21 protein-coding genes and 1 pseudogene are annotated in these 18,545 nt (G+C 57.2%); 15 read left to right on the plus strand and 7 right to left on the minus strand.

Annotation, left to right across the window (positions count from 1 at the left end; genetic code table 11):
* Window positions 1–2 precede the first annotated feature (2 nt).
* Entirely contained in the window at window positions 3–887 is an 885-nt protein-coding gene (ku, locus tag ACODTZ_RS25010) for a non-homologous end joining protein Ku (RefSeq protein WP_489028981.1), read from the minus strand.
* A gap of 179 nt (window positions 888–1,066) precedes the next feature.
* Between ku and ACODTZ_RS25015 the strand changes: the two genes are divergently transcribed.
* A complete protein-coding gene (locus ACODTZ_RS25015) occupies window positions 1,067–1,453 on the plus strand; it encodes a hypothetical protein (RefSeq protein WP_489028983.1) in 387 nt (128 codons plus the stop codon).
* Window positions 1,454–1,585: 132 nt separating this feature from the next.
* On the opposite strand, the gene ACODTZ_RS25020 is transcribed toward ACODTZ_RS25015, so the two are convergent.
* Entirely contained in the window at window positions 1,586–2,692 is a 1,107-nt protein-coding gene (locus ACODTZ_RS25020) for a helix-turn-helix domain-containing protein (RefSeq protein WP_489028985.1), read from the minus strand.
* A gap of 335 nt (window positions 2,693–3,027) precedes the next feature.
* Between ACODTZ_RS25020 and ACODTZ_RS25025 the strand changes: the two genes are divergently transcribed.
* From ACODTZ_RS25025 to ACODTZ_RS25055, 7 genes and pseudogenes are all read left to right on the plus strand, one after another.
* On the plus strand, window positions 3,028–3,693 hold the full coding sequence (locus ACODTZ_RS25025; RefSeq protein ID WP_489029052.1) for a glutathione S-transferase family protein: 666 nt from the start codon (window positions 3,028–3,030) through the stop codon (window positions 3,691–3,693).
* Window positions 3,690–4,304, plus strand: a complete 615-nt coding sequence (locus ACODTZ_RS25030) for a flavodoxin family protein (protein WP_489028987.1) — start codon at window positions 3,690–3,692, stop codon at window positions 4,302–4,304. The genes ACODTZ_RS25025 and ACODTZ_RS25030 overlap by 4 nt, the downstream gene beginning before the upstream one ends.
* Window positions 4,305–4,515: 211 nt before the next feature.
* Window positions 4,516–4,770, plus strand: a complete 255-nt coding sequence (locus ACODTZ_RS25035) for a DUF982 domain-containing protein (RefSeq protein WP_489029054.1) — start codon at window positions 4,516–4,518, stop codon at window positions 4,768–4,770.
* The gene (locus ACODTZ_RS25040) at window positions 4,767–4,988 is read left to right on the plus strand and encodes a hypothetical protein (protein ID WP_047513776.1); all 222 of its coding nucleotides are present in this window, start codon (window positions 4,767–4,769) and stop codon (window positions 4,986–4,988) included. Before ACODTZ_RS25035 ends, ACODTZ_RS25040 begins: the two co-directional genes overlap by 4 nt.
* A gap of 39 nt (window positions 4,989–5,027) precedes the next feature.
* On the plus strand, window positions 5,028–5,645 hold the full coding sequence (locus ACODTZ_RS25045; RefSeq protein WP_489028989.1) for a cysteine hydrolase family protein: 618 nt from the start codon (window positions 5,028–5,030) through the stop codon (window positions 5,643–5,645).
* A gap of 35 nt (window positions 5,646–5,680) precedes the next feature.
* The gene (locus tag ACODTZ_RS25050; protein WP_489028991.1) at window positions 5,681–5,836 is read left to right on the plus strand and encodes a transposase; all 156 of its coding nucleotides are present in this window, start codon (window positions 5,681–5,683) and stop codon (window positions 5,834–5,836) included.
* A pseudogene (locus ACODTZ_RS25055) lies at window positions 5,827–6,150 on the plus strand (transposase domain-containing protein); the annotation flags it as partial. The gene ACODTZ_RS25050 and the pseudogene ACODTZ_RS25055, both read left to right, overlap by 10 nt.
* A 44-nt stretch (window positions 6,151–6,194) precedes the next feature.
* Here the strand turns inward: ACODTZ_RS25055 and ACODTZ_RS25060 are convergent.
* The gene (locus tag ACODTZ_RS25060) at window positions 6,195–9,170 is read right to left on the minus strand and encodes a GAF domain-containing protein (RefSeq protein WP_489028993.1); all 2,976 of its coding nucleotides are present in this window, start codon (window positions 9,168–9,170) and stop codon (window positions 6,195–6,197) included.
* An 11-nt stretch (window positions 9,171–9,181) separates the two neighbouring features.
* Window positions 9,182–9,622: a hypothetical protein gene (locus ACODTZ_RS25065; protein ID WP_489028995.1), complete on the minus strand. Its 441-nt coding sequence runs from the start codon at window positions 9,620–9,622 to the stop codon at window positions 9,182–9,184.
* A gap of 280 nt (window positions 9,623–9,902) precedes the next feature.
* On the opposite strand from ACODTZ_RS25065, the gene ACODTZ_RS25070 reads away from it, so the two are divergent.
* Window positions 9,903–10,676: an SDR family oxidoreductase gene (locus ACODTZ_RS25070; RefSeq protein WP_047513774.1), complete on the plus strand. Its 774-nt coding sequence runs from the start codon at window positions 9,903–9,905 to the stop codon at window positions 10,674–10,676.
* A gap of 349 nt (window positions 10,677–11,025) precedes the next feature.
* Window positions 11,026–11,883 carry an alpha/beta fold hydrolase gene (locus ACODTZ_RS25075; RefSeq protein WP_489029056.1) on the plus strand — a complete coding sequence of 286 codons (858 nt, stop codon included), beginning with the start codon at window positions 11,026–11,028 and terminating at the stop codon, window positions 11,881–11,883.
* 286 nt (window positions 11,884–12,169) lie between these two features.
* On the opposite strand, the gene ACODTZ_RS25080 is transcribed toward ACODTZ_RS25075, so the two are convergent.
* The 3 genes from ACODTZ_RS25080 to ACODTZ_RS25090 all read right to left on the minus strand — a co-directional run bounded on the left by ACODTZ_RS25080 (window position 12,170) and on the right by ACODTZ_RS25090 (window position 14,307).
* Window positions 12,170–12,349, minus strand: coding sequence for a hypothetical protein (locus tag ACODTZ_RS25080; protein ID WP_047513772.1), 180 nt, complete (start codon window positions 12,347–12,349; stop codon window positions 12,170–12,172).
* Window positions 12,350–13,287: 938 nt separating this feature from the next.
* Window positions 13,288–13,797, minus strand: a complete 510-nt coding sequence (locus ACODTZ_RS25085) for a metallophosphoesterase family protein (protein ID WP_047513770.1) — start codon at window positions 13,795–13,797, stop codon at window positions 13,288–13,290.
* A gap of 288 nt (window positions 13,798–14,085) precedes the next feature.
* Complete coding sequence (locus ACODTZ_RS25090; RefSeq protein WP_489028997.1) at window positions 14,086–14,307, minus strand: hypothetical protein; 222 nt, start codon at window positions 14,305–14,307, stop codon at window positions 14,086–14,088.
* A 532-nt stretch (window positions 14,308–14,839) separates the two neighbouring features.
* On the opposite strand from ACODTZ_RS25090, the gene ACODTZ_RS25095 reads away from it, so the two are divergent.
* The 5 genes from ACODTZ_RS25095 to ACODTZ_RS25115 all read left to right on the plus strand — a co-directional run bounded on the left by ACODTZ_RS25095 (window position 14,840) and on the right by ACODTZ_RS25115 (window position 18,178).
* Complete coding sequence (locus tag ACODTZ_RS25095; protein WP_489028998.1) at window positions 14,840–15,475, plus strand: response regulator; 636 nt, start codon at window positions 14,840–14,842, stop codon at window positions 15,473–15,475.
* Between the two features lie 102 nt (window positions 15,476–15,577).
* Window positions 15,578–16,705, plus strand: a complete 1,128-nt coding sequence (locus ACODTZ_RS25100; RefSeq protein WP_489029000.1) for a helix-turn-helix domain-containing protein — start codon at window positions 15,578–15,580, stop codon at window positions 16,703–16,705.
* 129 nt (window positions 16,706–16,834) lie between these two features.
* Complete coding sequence (locus ACODTZ_RS25105) at window positions 16,835–16,987, plus strand: hypothetical protein (RefSeq protein ID WP_489029002.1); 153 nt, start codon at window positions 16,835–16,837, stop codon at window positions 16,985–16,987.
* Between the two features lie 289 nt (window positions 16,988–17,276).
* Window positions 17,277–17,630, plus strand: coding sequence for a response regulator (locus ACODTZ_RS25110; protein ID WP_489029004.1), 354 nt, complete (start codon window positions 17,277–17,279; stop codon window positions 17,628–17,630).
* A gap of 191 nt (window positions 17,631–17,821) precedes the next feature.
* On the plus strand, window positions 17,822–18,178 hold the full coding sequence (locus tag ACODTZ_RS25115; protein WP_489029005.1) for an HNH endonuclease signature motif containing protein: 357 nt from the start codon (window positions 17,822–17,824) through the stop codon (window positions 18,176–18,178).
* Window positions 18,179–18,545 lie beyond the last annotated feature (367 nt).

Here is an 18,545-nt window from a genome sequence, read left to right on the forward strand (position 1 = left end):
GGTCAGCTTGCCTTCTTATGAGTGGTCTTAGACGACGCCTTGGCATTCGCCTTGGGTTTCTTTTTGCCACCATTTGCGTTTGCGGCTTTTGGCTTCTTGGATGAAGCCTCGTTTATTCCAGCGCTCTCTCTCAGTGCCTTCAGAAGATCATTGGGTTTGGAGACCTGGACCGCCTTTGGTTTCGGAAGCGCTTTTCCTTCAGCTTTTGCCTTCACCAAGGCGGCGAGGGCGGCCTCATACCGGTCGTCTGTCTTGGCGGGGTCGAAGTTCCCGATTTTGGTATCGATGATGTGCTTGGCCAAGTCGAGCATCTCGCCTTCGACCTTAACCTTCGCGACGCTTTTAAACGCCTCCCTGGACGACCGCACCTCGTAGTCGAAATTGAGTGTGGTTGCGATCAAGCCCTTTCCGTGTGGCCTGATCAAAACGGTACGCATTCGTCGGAACAGAACGGTCCTGGCGATTGCTGTCACGTTCGTCTTGGCCAAGGTGTCGCGGATGCAGTTGAAAGCGTCGTTGGCCCCGTCGTAAACGGGCACCAGGTAGTACGGCTTGTCGAAATAGACTTCATCAACCTCGCCGCAAGATATGAATGCCTCTGCCTCCAGCATCTTGTCTGAATCCGGGATGACCGCTGCGACCTCCTCCGGGTCGATCATGATGTACTCGCCGCTTCCCGTCTCGAAACCCTTCACCTGCTGGTCTCGTTCGACAACCTCTTCGGTTTCGCTGTCGATGAATTCCCGCTTCAACCTGTTTCCGGTCTTTTGGTTCAACATGTGGAAGCTGATGCGTTCGGAAGTAGAAGCGGCGGTGTAGAGGCCGACGGCACAACTTAGTTCGCCGATCTTGAGATGGCCTTTCCACTGAGCGCGGTGAGCAGTCATTCCTCATCCCTCCAAGAAGTCGAAAGAGGTAACTAAATCGCATTCGACACGGTTCCCGAATGCAGCGTGAGGGTGTGCGGAAGATGACTGTTCGAGGATCGCGACGACGCTGGATGGGTAGGGAACAATGACTAGCTGGCGAAGTTGCGCAATGGTAGCAACCCAATATGGAGCCTATCATGGTTTACAAACTGATCGCCGTGTCCGTACTCTCGCTTGGTCTCGCAACCTCGGCAATCGCGCAGTCGTCAGGCGGGTCGTCCGGCGGCGGTGCAGGTGGCTCGACCGGTGGATCATCGGCCGGGTCCGGAACCAACGGCGGGACCAATTCTGGAACCGGAGCGGGAACGAACGGTAGTGGCACCGGCACCGGCAGCGACACCGGATCAAATGGAGCGAATTCGAACACGGGCGACGGGCAGTCGAATGGAGGTAACACCAACAACACGGACTGCAGCGCTGGAGCAGCGAACCGCGGGCCTGGAACCGCAGGCAGTTCGTCTACTGCCACCGATGGCGCAGGCACTTCCACATCGGGTAGTCAGGTGCCCACCAATTGCCCTTGATTATCAAGCTTGCAAGGAGCCCCGCTTGCCGGGGCTTTTTGTATCTATAGCGGAGCAACGCCAGGTAAGGCGCACGACCTCTTGTAAGGGCGGAAAGCAAGCAGTTGGCTGCCCCGACCGCCGATGATCCTGCTACAGGCGTTGGTCGGCAAGTGGAAGGCTCATCAAGCGGGTAAACTCGTCTTCAGGAATTCCGTAAGCCTCTCCAGCGAAGGCAATCAATCCTTTCCGGTTCAGTATCTCGACGGCGCTCCGGGACGACCGAATGAGATGGTCGCCCTCCAGCAGGTGCAGGGCATCGGTAACTGACGATCTTCTTACGCCGATCATGGATGCCAAGTGCTCGTGGGTCAGTTCGAGCGGTGCATGCGAAGCGGACCGATCGTCAAGCATCAGAAGCCACCTGGCGAGCTTGCTTCGGACGTCCAGCTTAGCGTTTGCCAGAGCAGTGTAGGCCAATTGGGTGGCCATGGCACGCGCGAAGCGCGACGTAAGTGCCGCCAGTTCAGGTACTGCCGCGATCGCCGACTGGAAGTCGTCTGTCGAAAGGGAAAGGCAGGCACCAGGTATTTGGACCACTAACTCGTGTGGGGTATGTCTGTCGTCGTGGGCGATGTCGAAGCCCGTAATGCCCTCTCTGCCGATTATTCCTGTCTCGACCCTAGTGCCCGATCGACCTACGGCGATCATCGCGACCACGCACTCCAGCGGAAAATAGACGTGTTGAGCCTCCGAGGCATGCCGTTTCAAAACGGCCCCTCTACCAATGCTCGCCATCCTGAACTTAGGTGCGAGGCGCTTCAACTGAGCCGGAGGAAGAGCGCGCAGTATGCCGTTGCCTTCCAGGTGACGTGGACTGACAGCACTGTAGTTCGTGCTGCCTAGCAAGGCGGCTGCTAGATCAGCGCTGGCGAGAGGCTTTCTAAGTAGAATTTTATTCGCGTGCCGATGGGGAACGACATCCGGTTCGTAGCCGGTCACGAAAACGAATGGAACGGACTTTCGCTCAAGTGCGTCGGCCACAGGAAATACCATCTCGCCTCCAAGATTGATGTCGAGAATTGCGCCGCCAGCGTCGTCCATCTCCTCGATCCGGCGTAGAGCCTCACTGACACTGGCAGCAGGCGGCATTGGGTCCAGCCCCAACTCCCGCAGGTGCGAGCAGAACTCAACCGCCGCGTAGTACTCATCTTCCACGACGAGGATGCGCTTGCCAGCCAACACCTGGATGGATTTCATGGGGCCCTTGTTCGGAACGTCGTTGAAAACAAAACGATATCTAATGCAAGGTTCGTCGATTCACGTAGGGCAATGACGCTGCGATCAGCCTCTGTACCATAACGTACAATTGCAGCTTCAAGATTTTGGTGGTTCGCACGGGTGATCAGTTGATAGCAGCGCGACCCAGTCGCGTGAAACATTAGGACCACAGTGCGGTCGGGGCCGGTATCCCTTGAACTCGAGCGCCTGGATTTTTGGCTCGGCGGCTGAGCTCGGAGCAGGGCGATATATAACCAATGGAACTATTGACTGCCGTCCATCTTCTCCATTGATCCTGACCGCGGAGAATGCACCTGTTTATCGTCCATCACCTAAACAACAGCCGCTCCCAACGTGTCCTCTGGCTTATGGAGGAACTGGGCTTCGATTACGGCATCCGCTTTTACAAGCGCAATAAGGATATGTCTGCGCCCACCGAGCTGAAGGCAGTTCATCCGCTCGGAAAATCGCCCATCGTTGAGGACCTCGACAGCCCTGCTGGCCGTGTGGTGTTGGTAGAGACCGGGGCAATCGTCGAATATCTGGTTGCCACGGCAGGCGGCAGATTAGGCGTCCCGGCTACGCCGCGGGATGTCGTTTCATATCGGCAGTTCCTCCATTATGCGGAAGGTTCGCTCATGCCGATCCTGTTCGCCAGCCTCCTCGCATCCAAGATTCCATTTTTCGGTCGGTTCGCGTTGAAGCGTATACGTCCGATGCTCGATGCCCATCTGAACTTCGTAGAGCAGGAACTTGGAAGTCGCGAATGGTTCGCTGGTTCCGATTTTACCGCGGCCGACGTCATGATGAGCTTTCCGCTCGAGGCGGCAGCGGCTCGTGGGCTTCTCGGAAGTTATCACCCAGCGGTAGCAGACTGGCTGACGCGTATCCACGCCCGTCCGGCCTACCATCGGGCCCTAGCGAAAGGCGGACCTTACGCGTTTGTTCCGTCGCGTCCATCAAAGGAGACAAACCAATGACCCTCAAGGCAATCGCTCTGAATGGCACCCTGAAATCCAGCGGAGACGAGCCGTCATCCACTGACCGAATGCTCGACCTGATAGCGCATGGGCTTCGCCAAAGCCATGTCGAGGTTGAAACAATCCGCTTGGCTGATCATGACATCAAACCCGGCGTCACTTCCGACGAAGGACCGGGCGACGCGTGGCCTGACATCAGAAAGGCGATCCTCGATGCGAACATCTTGATAATCGGGACACCGATCTGGCTGGGGCAGCCATCTTCAGTCGCGAAGCGGGCTATGGAGCGAATGGATGCTTTCCTCGAGGAAACGGATGACGAGGGGCGCATGGTCTCCTATGGCCGTGTTGCTGCCGTCGCCGTGGTAGGAAACGAGGACGGCGCACATCACGTTTCTGCGGAGATTTACCAAGCCCTGAACGATGTCGGCTTCACCATCCCCGCCAACGCAGTTGCCTATTGGGTAGACGAAGCAATGGGTAGCAAGAACTTTGTAGACCTCGATGAGGTCCCAGAGGTGGTTTCAACAGCCGTCGACATGCTCGTACGCAACACGATTCATCTCGCGGGTCTGTTGAGCAAAACCCAATATCCGGGTGAGAAGCAGTGAAGGTCGCGGATTTTAAGAGAAAGACGCCAAACCAGTAGCTGGACGAATTCATTCCCCAGACTCTAGCAAGCGCACCGACAGAAATCGGCTTGCTCCAGATGACCTGTGCGAAGCAGGCGTTCGTGCGGTTGCGGACCAAACCCTAACCGTAGGAACTCGCTGTGCTCAATGAGGTTTCACATGAGGTCTCAGAAAGAGGTGCCTCATGCCGATGGTTATAGATGTCGATTTCCAACTCCGATGGGCGGTTCCGGTTCACGTGCGGATGAGGGGCGATACCCGTGATAGGATCGATGGCCCAGACGCCGCGTTACTGGCATTGCGATGCCAATGGCCATCGAAGGATAGCCCGGAATTTCGGTTGGCAACGCTGAGATGCCTGAAAGCCTTAACCGAGCACGGAAGTGCAGAACTGGCTCGCGAAAGCTTCATAGATGCCGCGGTTGCGGCGAAGGTGCTCGCATGACAGCCATTTCAGCGGTGACATTGAACTGGGCGATCATCTTAGGGTCGTTGACGCTGTTATGCTGGATGCTGGCCGGCTTCTCCGCTGTTTTTGGGACCAAGGGGGAAATCAGGAACGCGGAGCCAAGCCGATTTTCTGACTACGTTACGACGGGATTGGCGCTGATTGGCCTCATCGCTTTGATGGCAATGGCTCTATTACTCGGACTTGGTCTGTAGGAAACAGCCTCGAAGTCGCCAGCAAACATGGAGGAGATCATGCCACGGTGGGCTCACCTGTGTATTGATATGCAGCGCATGTTCAACGAGGAGACCGCGTGGAACGTGCCATGGATGGCGAAGGTATCCGATCAAATCGAGGAATTGGCAGCTAGGCTCACCGCCGATACCATTTTCACCCGCTTCATCCCGCCGCATTCGGCGAGCCACATGCCCGGTGCATGGAAGGTATACTACGAAAAATGGGATCAAATGACGCTGGATCGCATGCCCCACGAGCTTGTCGATCTAATTCCAGCGTTAGACCGATTTGTTCCGCCCGCCCGACTGTTTGATAAGCGGACATATTCTCCTTGGATCGATGGACGCTTGCATCACCTTTTAGCGCAGGGCGGCGTTGATACCGTTATCGTCACGGGCGGTGAAACAGACGTCTGTGTCCTTGCGACTGTAGTGGGTGCGATCGACCTTGGTTACCGCGTCATTATTCCGCACGACGCTGTCTGTAGCGGCGCGGACACTACTCACGATGCCGCGCTGGAGCTGCTCGGGGCGAGATTTTCCGTGCAGGTGGATATGACTTCTACGGAAGAGCTGCTTGCTAAGGTCGTAACCGGTGTTCCGTACCCACGTTGTCCTCGCCGCCCTGATCTGTAATCGCCTATCTATGGACGAGCAACGGGAGTTTTCCCATGGAGAGTACATTGGAGGTTATCACGACCAGGAAGTCTGGACGTGAGGTTCACCGGCACTGGCCGGACGAGGTAAAGGCACAGATCGTTTCCGAGAGTCTTCGGGGCGCAGTGATGGTCAATGAGGTTGCCGAGCGACTTGGCTTGTCGGCGTAGCTCTGGGCTATATCGCCAAATGCTGGGATGGGCTTTGTGTTTTCCTGACCGACTGTCGGATCGAGATCGACAACAACACGGTTGAGCGAACTATCAGGCCGATCGCCCTCAATCATAAGAATGCTCTCTCCGCCGGACACGATGCGGGAGAAAAGCACTGGGCAACCATCGCATCGCTCATCGAGACCTGCAAGCTTATTCGGTCGATCCGCTCTCCTATTTGACCGGCACGCTCAACGCCATCGTCCACGGCCACACAAAGTCAGATCGATGAACTCCTGCCGTGGGATAATTCTGGGCGAACAAACGGCTGAAGTCGGACGTCACGCAAGCCGGATATTGATGGAGACGCCCCGGATCATAGTCTGCTCACAGCCTCGACAACATCGCGCAGCGCAATCGGCTTCTGAAGCCTTTGTACATTAGCCAGTTCATCCGGGATTACGTCCGGATCGTAGCCAGTCAGAAACAGGAATGGGATGCCTCGCCCAATGAGCCGGCGTGCGATTTCAAATTTTGGACCTCCCCCGCCCAGATTGAGATCGAGCACGACGGCCATCGGGGTCTTATCCTGAAGTATTTCGAGCGCGTCCTCCTCCGTGCCACACGGGCCAAGCACTATCGCCCCCGCACTGCGCAATGCCGACGCCGTGTCGGATGCGACGTAGTAATCGTCTTCGACGACTAGAACTGTTTTTCCGCTGAGGTCAGGTGCTCCGGTCATATCAACAGTTCCTCCGTACATCTTGGTTGGCATCGGTGCATCGGTTTCGAGAATACTTTCTGCCTCGCGGAGCGGAAACTCGATATGGCACCGTGCTCCTTCAGACGTGATCGTCGTTTTGCCTGTACCACGAAGCTCATAGGGAATTTTTGCCTCAATCAGCTCAGAGCCAAATCCGCGGCGGGTCGGTGGCGGGCGCGGCGGTGCGCCTTCCTCGACCCAGTCGATAGCGAGCCACGGCTTTTCCCGCTTCTCGAAGGGCGTCCATTGCACGGTGATCTTGCCATCGCTGACTGACAAGGCCCCATATTTCAAGGCGTTCGCGGCCAGTTCATGGAAGGCCAGCGTCAGGACTTCCACAGCCTTGGGCGACAGCATGATATCGGGGCCGGTTAACTCGTACTGGTTCTCAGCGTGCGCTTGTGCACCGATCTCGCTTTCGAGGATGGTACGCATTGATCCACCAGCATTGGCCTCGCGGGTCAACAGCGTCTGCACGCGGGCCAGAGCAAGCAAGCGGCCAGCGAGCGATGTTTTGTAATCTTCAACATTTCCTGCGCCGTCGGCCGACCTGACCGCCGTCGAGCGGATCATGGCCATGATGTTCCGTACCCGGTGCTGCAGCTCGGCCAGAAGAACGCGCTGGTGCTCAGTCAGCAGTTTGGCTTCGGTCACGTCCTCAGCAAGGCCTCCGATGCGCTGCACTCGGCCTTGGGGATCGAAGAGCGGAAAGTTAGTGTTGCGAATCCAATGAAAGGTCCCGTCGTCGGGACGCTGGATGCGGAACTCGTGCACGACGGCTTCGCCATACCGGGCCGCCGCGATATGACGGAGCGCGACCTCACGATCCTCTGGCAGGATCAGCGCTGCCCAACGCTTCATGTCACCCAGGAAAGCGTCCGGCTCGACCCCGTAGATGCGTGCGATCGCCGGGCTGACGTACTCCATCCCGAGTGTCTTGGCGTCTCGTATCCACATGCCAGCAGCCGATGCGTTGGCGAACTGCTGAAAACGCGCTTCGCTATCGCGCAGCCCTTCTTCCGCCCGCCCGCGTTCAATCGCGACCCAAGTCCGCTCGGCCACCTCGAGGAGGAGTGACGCCTCGCTTGCAGACCAATCTCGAACTTCGGTGTCGCCTACAAGCAATGAGGCGATCAGACGGTCCCCTTTGAACAGGGGAGCCACCACCATCGACCGAAAGCCCAAAGCCGTGAACTGCTGACGAATGCGCATGCTCAACCGGTCATAGCTGGCGTAGTCGCGAACCGTCAGCACTGCGCCGCCCTCCAGAACCTGGAGGAACTCGAGCGCATCGGACACGTCATGCACGCCTGCGAGCGATGAAAGTCCCTCACGCGCGCTGTCGCGAAGCACGACTCCGGTCTTTCGGTCCAGGTTCCAATCAACGTAATAGCACCAACCCGCGTTCAGATGTTCGCGCAACAGCCGGGTGGTCTCGCCCTGTATGTCGGTAGGATCAGAGTAAGGTCGGATCGCATCGGAGAGCCTCAGCAGGAATGTCTGCCGCTCCTCGCTCTCGCGCAACTGCGTCTCGGCCTGCTTGCGAGTCGTGACGTCGTCAAAGACGATGGCAATGCGATCATGGCCACGAACGGGTGAGACCTGGACATTATACCATCGGGAGGTCGGCGCGTTGTACATCTCGCTGCGCTCTGCGACGCCGGCGGTGGAGACCCGATGGAAAAGGTCCAGCCAGTGCGTTTCGACTTCCGGCATGAACTCGCTTCCAAGCTTGCCGACAGTTTCCGAAGGCAAACCGGTGGCGCGTTGATGCGCCGGGTTGGCTTCGAGCAACCGGTAATCGACGACCTTGCCCTCCTCGTTTCGGATCATCTCATGCACGAGGAACCCTTCGTCCATCGACTCGAAGACCGTTCGGTATTTCTCCTCGCTCCAACGCAGCGCCTCTTCCGCTCGAGCTCGTTCAGCGGCAGCCCAGGTGCGTTCGGCGACCTCCTGAACCAAAGCCACATCGTCAGTCGTCCAATCGCGCGGTCCGACGCTATGCACGCCGAACTCCGCGACCAGTCGGCCGCCCTTGGAAAGTGGGGCGACAATAGCGGCACAAACGCCCGCCTTCTGCCACGCCGCTCGCTCCGAAGCTCCGAAGGCCGGATCGCTGGCGACGTCCGTCACGACGAGCGGGTCGCCGCGATAGCGGGCGGCCATCGTGTGAGCGCCGAAAGGGTCGAAGGTGAAGTGATCAGGGAACCGTGCGACCGGCGTGTCACCATCAGCCGCTTGTCGCACGAACTGGGCGCGAATTGTACCTGCCTCCAAGCCGGGCTTACCATCGACTTCAGCGTACATGGCGCGGTCGGCCTCCAGGTAAGTGCCGACTAGCCGCGTCGTTATAGCCTGCACCTCTCGCGCTTCCGAAACCGGTCGTAACGCGTCGCTCAGTTCCAGGAGGAAGGACTGGCGTTTTTCGAGCTCGCGAACCGCTGATCGTTCCGCTATGGCCTCATTGAGAGCCGAGACCATTTGGAACGCGGCTGCGGCGAACCGCGCGAGGCTTTGCAGGACGCGTGCATCTTCTGCTTCAAACCGGCTATCGGCGGTGTGCTTGATGGCCCAGACGGTACCCACCGCCTTGCCTTTCACATGCCAGGGGCAAGCAGGTTCTCGTAGATACGTGGCTCGACCCCCTGGAGAGCTGGAAAGAAACGCTCGGCCTCGTTGAATAGGAGGACGCAGTCGCGTTCCATCACGGTCCCACAGGGGCTCGCTTCACGGGGCATCGTACCATGAAGGTTGGGCGCGAAAGCGCCAGCTGCTGCCTGCCAACGGAGCGTATCGGTTGTTTCGCCGGGCTCCAGAATGCTAATCCCGGCAGAATCCGCATGACACAGCTCCAGAACCAGTTCGGCGCATTTCTGGAGCACGCCGCGTGGATTGGTAGCCATCTCTTGGGCCAGAAGCCCGAGCACTTGGCTCTCGCTTTCATAGTCTGGGGTCCGGCTTGGGCGGTTCGCCAGCTCTGCGGTAATCAGGACGTCATCGACCGCCGCCACAGGGCCGAAACCGGCAGTATTGGGCATTTAAGTCTCCTAGAGTCTATGACAACTTTCGAGGTTCCTAAAAAGTCGAGAGATTAACATAAATACGCTTCGCCTTGGTGACTTGAGGCGCGAGTCGCGATCGGTCAATTTCCGAGGAAAACACCGCTTACCTAAGTTAGGCTGACTCCCAGACTGCACTTTGGTCATTTCCTAATAGCTCATCAAGCCGACCATCTTGGTACCGCAGCGTACGTGGAACTGTCTGAACGGAACCGAGTTAACGAGCACGTTGTTCAGCCGAGCCGTATATGAGGGTCACATGAATAGAGTTGCCTTGGTTACAGGTGCGGGATCAGGCATCGGCAGGGCCTCAGCCCGATCATTAGCTTTGGAAGGCTACAGCGTCGGCTTGCTTGGACACAGCCAGGACGATCTTGATGCAACGATGCTTGAAATCACAGAAAGTGGTGGCAACTCCTTTGTCTTAAATGCCGATATAGCCAACCAAAGGCAGATAGAAGAGGCGGCCAGGGAGCTGGTGCATCGATACGGGAGCCTCGACGTTGTCGTCGCAAACGCCGGTATCAACGGTGTCTGGGCTCCCATCGATGATCTCACACTGGAAGAATGGAATAAGACCATCTCCACGAACCTTACCGGGACCTTCCTGACAATCCGCGCTACAGTCCCCTTCTTGAAGCGCGCAGGTGGTGGGTCGATCATTGTAGTCTCCTCTATCAACGGCACCCGAACCTTCACAACGCCGGGTGCGACTGCATACACGGCGACCAAGGCTGCACAAGTCGCCATGGTGCAGCAGCTGGCGCTTGAACTCGCGCGTCATCACATTCGCATCAACGCGGTCTGCCCGGGTGAGATCGAGACGAACATCGACGCAAACACCGCCCTTCGTCAGGAGGATCAAACCGCTATCCCCGTCATCTGGCCAGAAGGCCAGGTTCCCATCACCGGCGGTAGACCCGGCACGAGTTCGGATGTTGCGGATGTCATCGCGTTTCTGGCGTCAGATAAGGCAAGGCACATCACCGGCTCACCAATTTGGGTCGACGGCGGGCAGGGGCTCTTGCGATGAAGAGCAAATGGTCCGTGGCTCGAGTGGATACCTTTTTCCCCACCGAAACCCCTTGAGAGTCCACAGGTTTGAATAAAAGCGCCATCCCGCTGGAACAAGGATCGCCTCCAGAGATTACGTTAGCAGTCGTATCTTCGGATGCCCATCTGATGAGCCTGCTCCTTACAGGTCGCGACACGATTGAGAACCCTCGCTTAGCCCTGGCGAGGGTTCTCTCGTTTAGAAAAGTCGTAGTGAACAAAGACTGAGCTCCGCATTTGTGCGGCCAGGTAGCAATACCCGCTGAACGAGCGAGTTCATACAATGTCGATGGCGCATTTTAGGATCGTGAGGTCTGGTAGTGAAGTCAGTGTTTGTTGAGTTTTCGCTTGAATTCATTGATGTCGGTGCGGGAAAGCTCAGAGTTCGTCACGGCGGTTCCGGGCCACCCGTTCTCCTGCTTCACGGACACCCGCGGACGCACATGACCTGGAGCCAAGTTGCGGGGATGCTTGCTTCAGATTTTACAGTAGTTTGTCCCGACATCCGTGGGTTCGGACAATCCTTTCAGCCCGAAGACGCAAAAGAGCATGTAAATTCGTCGAAACGCGCAAAAGCGAATGACTGCATAGCCCTCATGCGACATCTTGGACATAGCCGCTTTTCGGTCGTGGGTCATGATCGAGGTAGCTATGTGGCGTTTCGGTTGGCGGTGGACCATCCCGACGCCATTGATAAAGTTGTGGTCATCGACTGTGTCCCGATTACCGAACACTTGGAGCGAACGGACTGGCGGTTCGCTCGAGATTGGTATCACTGGTTTTTCTTCGCACAGCCCGAAAAGGCGGAGAGGGCGATCAACTCCGACCCGCTGGCCTGGTACGACAAGCTGTCCCCGAGTTTGATGGGTGACGACGCTTATCAGGACGTTGTTGCAGCCATATCCAACCCGGATGTCGTTCATGGCATGATCGAGGATTACCGGGCCGGACTGACGGTCGACAGACGCGATGAAATGGAGACGCGCGCATCCGGTCAGAAGATAAAGTGCCCGCTTCTTTGCCTGTGGTCGAAAAAAGATGATCTCATCGAGACTGTAGGCGACCCTCTGCAAATTTGGCGGAAGTGGGCGAGGGACGTTCGCGGCTTTGGCATCGACAGCGGGCATCACGTCGCGGAAGAGAAACCTACCGACCTAGCGGCTGCGTTGTCTCGGTTCCTTGGCTGATCGGAGGAATGCGTGCCAAGCTTTCGAAAGGCCGGTGCAAATTTTGCGCAGGGTGCGGTCGCATGAGCGCGACAGCTGAACTTCACTAAAAATGCTCCTTGAGCCCCTCGGGTGTCGGGGGAACCATCTGTGCCAACGCGCTTCGCGATAGGGCCCATTAGAACGGTGTTTGTTTATGGCTTCCGCGTCCGATTACGAGCTTCGAAATGCCGACGACCTTGGCCGTCCATCGCAACGCGCCGACGTCAAGCGCGATATGGAGCAATGAAGCGGGCTGGCTCAGCCGTCATCCCGCCGCGTGATATCCGCCATATATTCCGATGCCGATGTAGAAGACGAAAGCGAAAATTGCGATGCCTACGCCCACCCAGAGTGCAGCTCGACCGAACCGCAGCTTCGCCCGGTTTTGAGCTGTGCTATCTGAGGATGGCGCGAGAGCTGGATCGGTTTTGGGGTCGTTGGACATCGTTTTCTTCCTGTGGATGAGTGTAAAAGCCTAAAGCACCCAGAGCAGGCATTGTTCCGTGTGTTCCGTGACTTGGAGCAGAAACAGAACTTGGCGCTTCAATCTTTGTATGCCCAAGCTCGACCTGACCCGCCTGTGCGGTTCGATTCCCGCCCCACGCAACTATCGGGCGAAGTTATCCTTGACAGCCTAGCCTCTCGGGAAAGTAGCCCAGTTCAGTAATCGGAGTGCGATCTGAGATCGCCCCGGCGCGACCGGAGCTTGCGGGCTGCTTATGCAACTCCGTTAACGTGGTGGAAAGCATGATTAGCTAGATTTCGAAGGCGGCAACGAGGGCCGCGCGTCCGATAAGTGACCACGCGTTCGGGCAGAAGTGAAAGGCTCGCTCAGCGATGAGCGGGTTTTTCTCGTTTCATCGGCAAACACAATGATTTTCCAATTATAGATGGCTGCCAAAGATAGCTTTCCATGCAACTCGGATGGATTGCAGGCGTGAGTGGACACGGTATTGCGTAGAGGTTCCAATGCCATTGCGGAAATCAGCAAGAGCTTGAGCTTCTAGTCGAGTGCACCTTTCACTGGAACCATTATGGAGAGCTAGCCCAGTGATGCGATCAATGACCACCCATCGGTCGTCCGACATCTCGACTTCGTAACGGGCCATCCAAGCTCTCTGCTTTGACTTTTAGAGAGGGTTTATCGAGGCCACATGACAAGGGCCTTAATATGCGCCACATCGAACTCAATTCGATTGAGACGTGGTAAAGAAAGCGCTACCGCAACCATGTTGTTGACGTCCGCCCGTCGCGAGCTTGCTTCGCAGATGGCAACGACGGCAAGGGGAAGGTGAGCAAGACAAAAGTCTCCACCGTGGAATACCGCTGGCTGGGGAAGTATCCTGCGCAGTGCGTCGGCTGCTAACCGGTCGGCGTACCCACCTAGTGTCTGGGCAATCGTCTCGAACGCGATGACAAGATATCGTTGAGTGCGACAGGCTTGAGATCAAAAACATCAACCCCAACATCAAACTGACGAGGGAGCGGTTTTAGCCGGCCATGTGAGTGTCCGTGAAGGTTGATCGACTTCTTTCCCATTTGGTTCCAGGTGCGTAACGGGTAATGGCACATCACCAACAGTATGCCGTCAATCTTCAGTTCTTTATAGTGCTGCACCGTTGTCCAGCCCTCGCAGGACACCACTGTCTCGGGATCGTTGTTGCCGATGATCAGGTGCTTGACGCCGTTGAGTCGCTGTAGCATCTGGCCGCAATCCCCTGCAGCCTTTGCCATGAAATCCCCGAGGTGCCAGACTTCGTCATCTGGACCAACTACCGCGTTCCAGCTTGAAATCAGAGTTGCGTCATGCTCGACCATGTTCGGAAACGGTCTTCGGTCGATCCTCAGAACGCGGGGATCGGCCAGGTGGGTGTCGCTGGTAAAATAGATCATCGATGGGGCCGGAGCTGTCCGCGTTTGGCGAGGTCGGCGAGATTGACAACGTCGACCATCCGATCAGCTTCCCCAGGTTCCAACGTGTCCAGGCGCACGCCATGATAAACGGCAGTCCAACCCGTAAATATGTCTACGATTGATAAGTAGGCGTCTGCCCCGTTTTTGCTCACCTGGTATCGAAGATGTCCCATTAGCAAAAGCTGGGGCCCGGTAGCCGGATATCAAGAGCGCTGAGAACGGCGAAAAGCGCGACGAAGAGGCTGGGACCGATCGCGCATAAAATTCTCAGGATTTCGGGGTTGCAACCTCATCGCGCATGAGGTGGGCAAGCTCGGCCGCATCGTGGATACCGAACTCATGCCACCCCACCAGTGTCTTGGCGGCGAGCCGTCCGCGATCGCTGGAGGGATCGCATTCGTTGTTGCGGCACCACTCGATGAGTACGCCGTGTAACATTTGCAGGTCCGCGGTCGTAAGCGGCTCCTTCGGCCAGTCGGTCTTAGTCAAGCGATGTCCCTCGGTATGTGATCGGACAGCTATCAAGAAGAAAAATGCCTCGCAACTAAGCGAGGCAAAAGCTGAGCCATAATAACTGAAGCGGCTTGGAAGCCATATCCAGAGATATCCGCAAAGCATTGATGTTCAACTGAAAATGTTGGTACGTTTGCGTACACTGGGTGCGGCAGGTTTTCGTTCCCGTCGTCTCGAGTGGAGCAGGGCACTCGAGTGTCGCTTGGCGGTGCATGCTAAGGCTTCTAACCCAAGGCGAGACCCGCAAGAAGAAACGTGTGTGCGCCCTTCTACTGAATTTATCGCTCGTAGATTGGCAGCCCACCCTGAGCTTCTGGCTGGATCGATTTCAAAGGCCCGTAGCCGAAAGCTCACGGCAGGAGTGCGCCAACCACGGTCATACCGCGCCGAGAGATCGCCTTTGTCGGTTTCGCACCAAAGCTCCTGTAGCACATGCTTTGGATTGATCCCGCTGCAGCCTCATGGCACATTTTTTCGGCGTTCGCACAGCTTTTGGGAGGAGTTTGCGATGGTTTCGCCCATACTTTCTCATGGCATTTTTTCACCGGATGACCTGCTTGTGGTTCAGGCAATTTACGACCGCATCGTCGCCGAGCCCTGGTTTTCCAAGGGATCGGTTTATCGAGCCAACTTCGCCACCTATGTGATCGATAAGTACCGACAAGGGCTCGTCGACCCAGAACGGCTCGCGAATGCCTGCCGTGCTGCTGCATGGAAGAGATATCGCCCCTTGAAGTCAGAGATCGAAGGGTATCGCTTCCTGCTGGTCGAGGACGACTGCCTTATCGCGATCGAGGCGAAGGGTCGGCTGGAAGACCTTGGCGCGGAAGTAGTAGGGCCGGTTCCGACGGTCAGCGAAGCCTTGGAACTCATCGAGCATGGTCCGGAAATCGACGGAGCGCTTTTGGACGTCAATCTCAACGGCGAGATGTCCTATCCCGTGGCCGGGTTTCTCAAGATGAAGCAAATTCCGTTCGCCTTCGTCAGCGGATATGACAACCGTGTCCTACCCGCGTTCTATCGAGCCAGCCTCGTGTGCAGCAAGCCCACGGACTGGGCAACGGTCGCGATCCTCGTCGGCCGAATGCGCAATGGGGCTACCGACCCGGCAAATCAATCGTCGGTTCTGCAACTGGCGTCCTGATAGCCAAGTCACTCAACAAGGTGCCGCTGGATCAAAGTGCTTGTCAGCCGATCACGCTGCTCCATTTACTGAGCCGGAACCACACAGGAGCTTTGAATCCTCATGGTCGCGCAGGAATCCCTTGCCGGGAAGCGCATTCTGGTCGTCGAAGACGACTATTATACAGTTACGGAGCTGGCGTCGCGACTTGAGGCGATGGCGGCTGTCGTTGCTGGAGCCGCGCCGGGTGTCGACGAGGCGCTTGAGCTGATCGCATCGACGCCCGATCTCGACGGCGTAATTCTCGACATCAATCTTGGTGGTGAGATGTCTTTTCCCGTCGCCGATGAACTGGAACGACTGGGACTCCCTTTTGTCTTTGCCACTGCTTACAATCCAGAGGTCGTCCCCGCTCGCCACGCCGACAAGATTGTTCTTCGAAAGCCTTTCGATGAGGAGGGATTAGCGGTCGGACTGTCCAACGCCGCGCACCCACGGGCAGTTTCCATTGAGCAAGCGACGCGAAACCAAATTCTGGGATTACTGCCTACCTCAATTGTTCACGAATTGCTTCCCATGCTTCGTGTGATCCGTATGCCTCGAGGAGCAGTGCTTGAAGTCGCAAACCAGACGATCAGTAGAGTGTACTTTCCGATCGACTGCATCGCGTCGCTTGTGGCAGTCGGTGCGGCAGGCACCAGGATCGAGACAGGATTGATCGGCAACGAGGGAATGACGGGTACGGGGATTGCGCTTGGCGATAACCGCACACCGCATGAGTTGATCAATCAAATCGAAGGCGACACGCTCGTAATGGCTGCAAGAGATTTCGAAGAGGCATTGGCGACCTTTCCGGAACTCGATCTTCTCGCAGGCCGCTTCGCGCGGTCGCTTGGCATCCAGGTCAGCCATACAGCCCTTGCGAATGGGAAGTTCGACGTCCGTACGCGACTGGCTCGTTGGCTGCTGATGGTCGACGATCGCTCCGCGACCAGCGCCTTTGGCCTAACCCACGAGTACCTGTCGATCATGCTCGGCGCGAGACGATCATCTGTAACGGAGGCCCTTCACGTTCTTGAGGGCGAACATTTGGTCCGATCGACAAGAAGCCATCTGGAAATCAGGGATCGGCCGCAGCTCTTGGCTTTCGCAGGTGAATCCTACGGCACGCCCGAAGCAGAGCATCGTCGGCTCATGGCCCTACCGCTCCACTCGCGGAAAGCCGGCTGTCGCCCGGCCGCTCTCGCCTGAGTGCCAGAACCGCTGCGCTGACAGCCTCCATTGTATCAGCGTGCTTTTTCAAACTCAAATCGCCAGTTGCATAGGTACGTCCCGAATGACTTCGAGGGCGGGTTGGCATGTCTGTCAAAACGAACATGGATGTTCCACAACAACCGCTGTCAACTCGGGCTCGTGGACGACGTCGGCATAAACAACCCGACCGACGTCGAGATGCTCGGCCGTGAGCTGGCAGGCAATTCGGTGGAGGGCCCCCGGCTCAACGGCGGCTCTCAATCCATCGCTGATCGGTGAGCGATGGCAAAATTACGGTGCGGTGGACACCGTTCGAAAAGCGGGAAAAGCCGTGGCTCGCAATCGACTGGGTGGAGGAAGGCGCGCCACCGCGGCCGCCGCCAACCCGCCGGGGGTTTGGCTCTGAACTCATTGAGGCAAAATCCCCTACGAGCTTCGTGGAGCAGGCAGCACGACGATCACGCCCGAAGGCGCGCAATGCCGTATCGAACTCCCACTTCGCGACGCGGAAAGCATACTCGAAACAGATGCACCAATGCCAACGAAGCTTTATGGAGGAACTGTGGACATGACCGGAGCACCAGACCTCAGCGGAAAGACGGTTCTGGTGGTCGAAGACGACTACTACGTGGCGGCGGCACTGCGTGGCGCAGGCGCGACGGTGCTCGGGCCCTGCGGCACAGAGGAAGATGCGCTCCATCTTCTACAGGATGAGAGCCCGACAGCAGTGGTGCTTGATCTTAATCTTGGTGGAGGCGGTCCGAGATTCCAGATCGCACGCCTCCTCATCGAGCGCGGTATCCCCTTCATGTTCATGACAGGATACGATCCAGACGTGATACCGGATGAACTGGCTGATGTGCAAAGGTTGCAGAAGCCGATTGCGCTCCGCGACATTGTCGATGCCGTAAGCAAGCTATAGCTTGGTGATGGGTCTATCGATGTCCGGTTTGGGCCCGACAGCTGTCTCGGCGCGTTAAGCGATCGCTGCCAGCCGGCGTCAACCTGCTCAGCATTGCTCGAGCTCGAAGGACCAGCTATCGGTTCGGTAAACGGAGGGGCACCACTCCAATCGACATGGACGCAACATCAGAAGCTCGAGGAAGATGACCGATGGCACGCAAGTACCGAGTTGAACCGGCTTCCTGGGACATTGCGGAGCCGGAACCCGTGTTTTGCCCGCTGTGCGAAAGGGTGATACCCGATGATCAGAAAGACGATCATCACCTCGTCCCCAAGAGCAAGGGCGGAAAGCAAACTGTTTGTCTGCACCGCATCTGCCACGACCAGATACATGCGATCTTTTCGGATGCCCAGCTCGCCAAGAAGTTCTCAACAGTAGAGGCCCTCCTTGAGGACCCTGCGGTGCAGACATTCGTGGCCTGGGTAAAAGGCAAACCGCCAGGTTTTTCGGATTCGGCGAAGGAATCCCGACAGTCTTCGGGGCGGACGCGAGGACGTAGGACTTAACTGGCGAACGTCACCTTTTGCCCTGCCGCGTTTCGGTTTGACCAACCACGAACTGCTTCACATTTGACATTAGGCGCACGGCCCAGGCAACATCGCACCGTTCATCAGCCGTTGATATTTGTCGTTTGGCTGCCCCGCCAAGTTGCTGGGCAACTGTCGGCCGCTAGTCCGCATCGAGGACGGGTGGGTGAGCGCTGGCGTCGCCTGACGGCGGCAATAATATCGATAACAAGGTGCGCGCGGGGAAGTCATACGCGCTTGGAACTATCTCGTCTTTTGGCGCGTTCAGAGCGCACAAATTGACAGGGGTCACCATGGATACCAATCTCGCCATCGCAGCGGTTGCCGCTACAGCCTCGTTCTTGTT

The sequence above is a fragment of the Rhizobium sp. FG113 genome, from assembly GCF_057809895.1.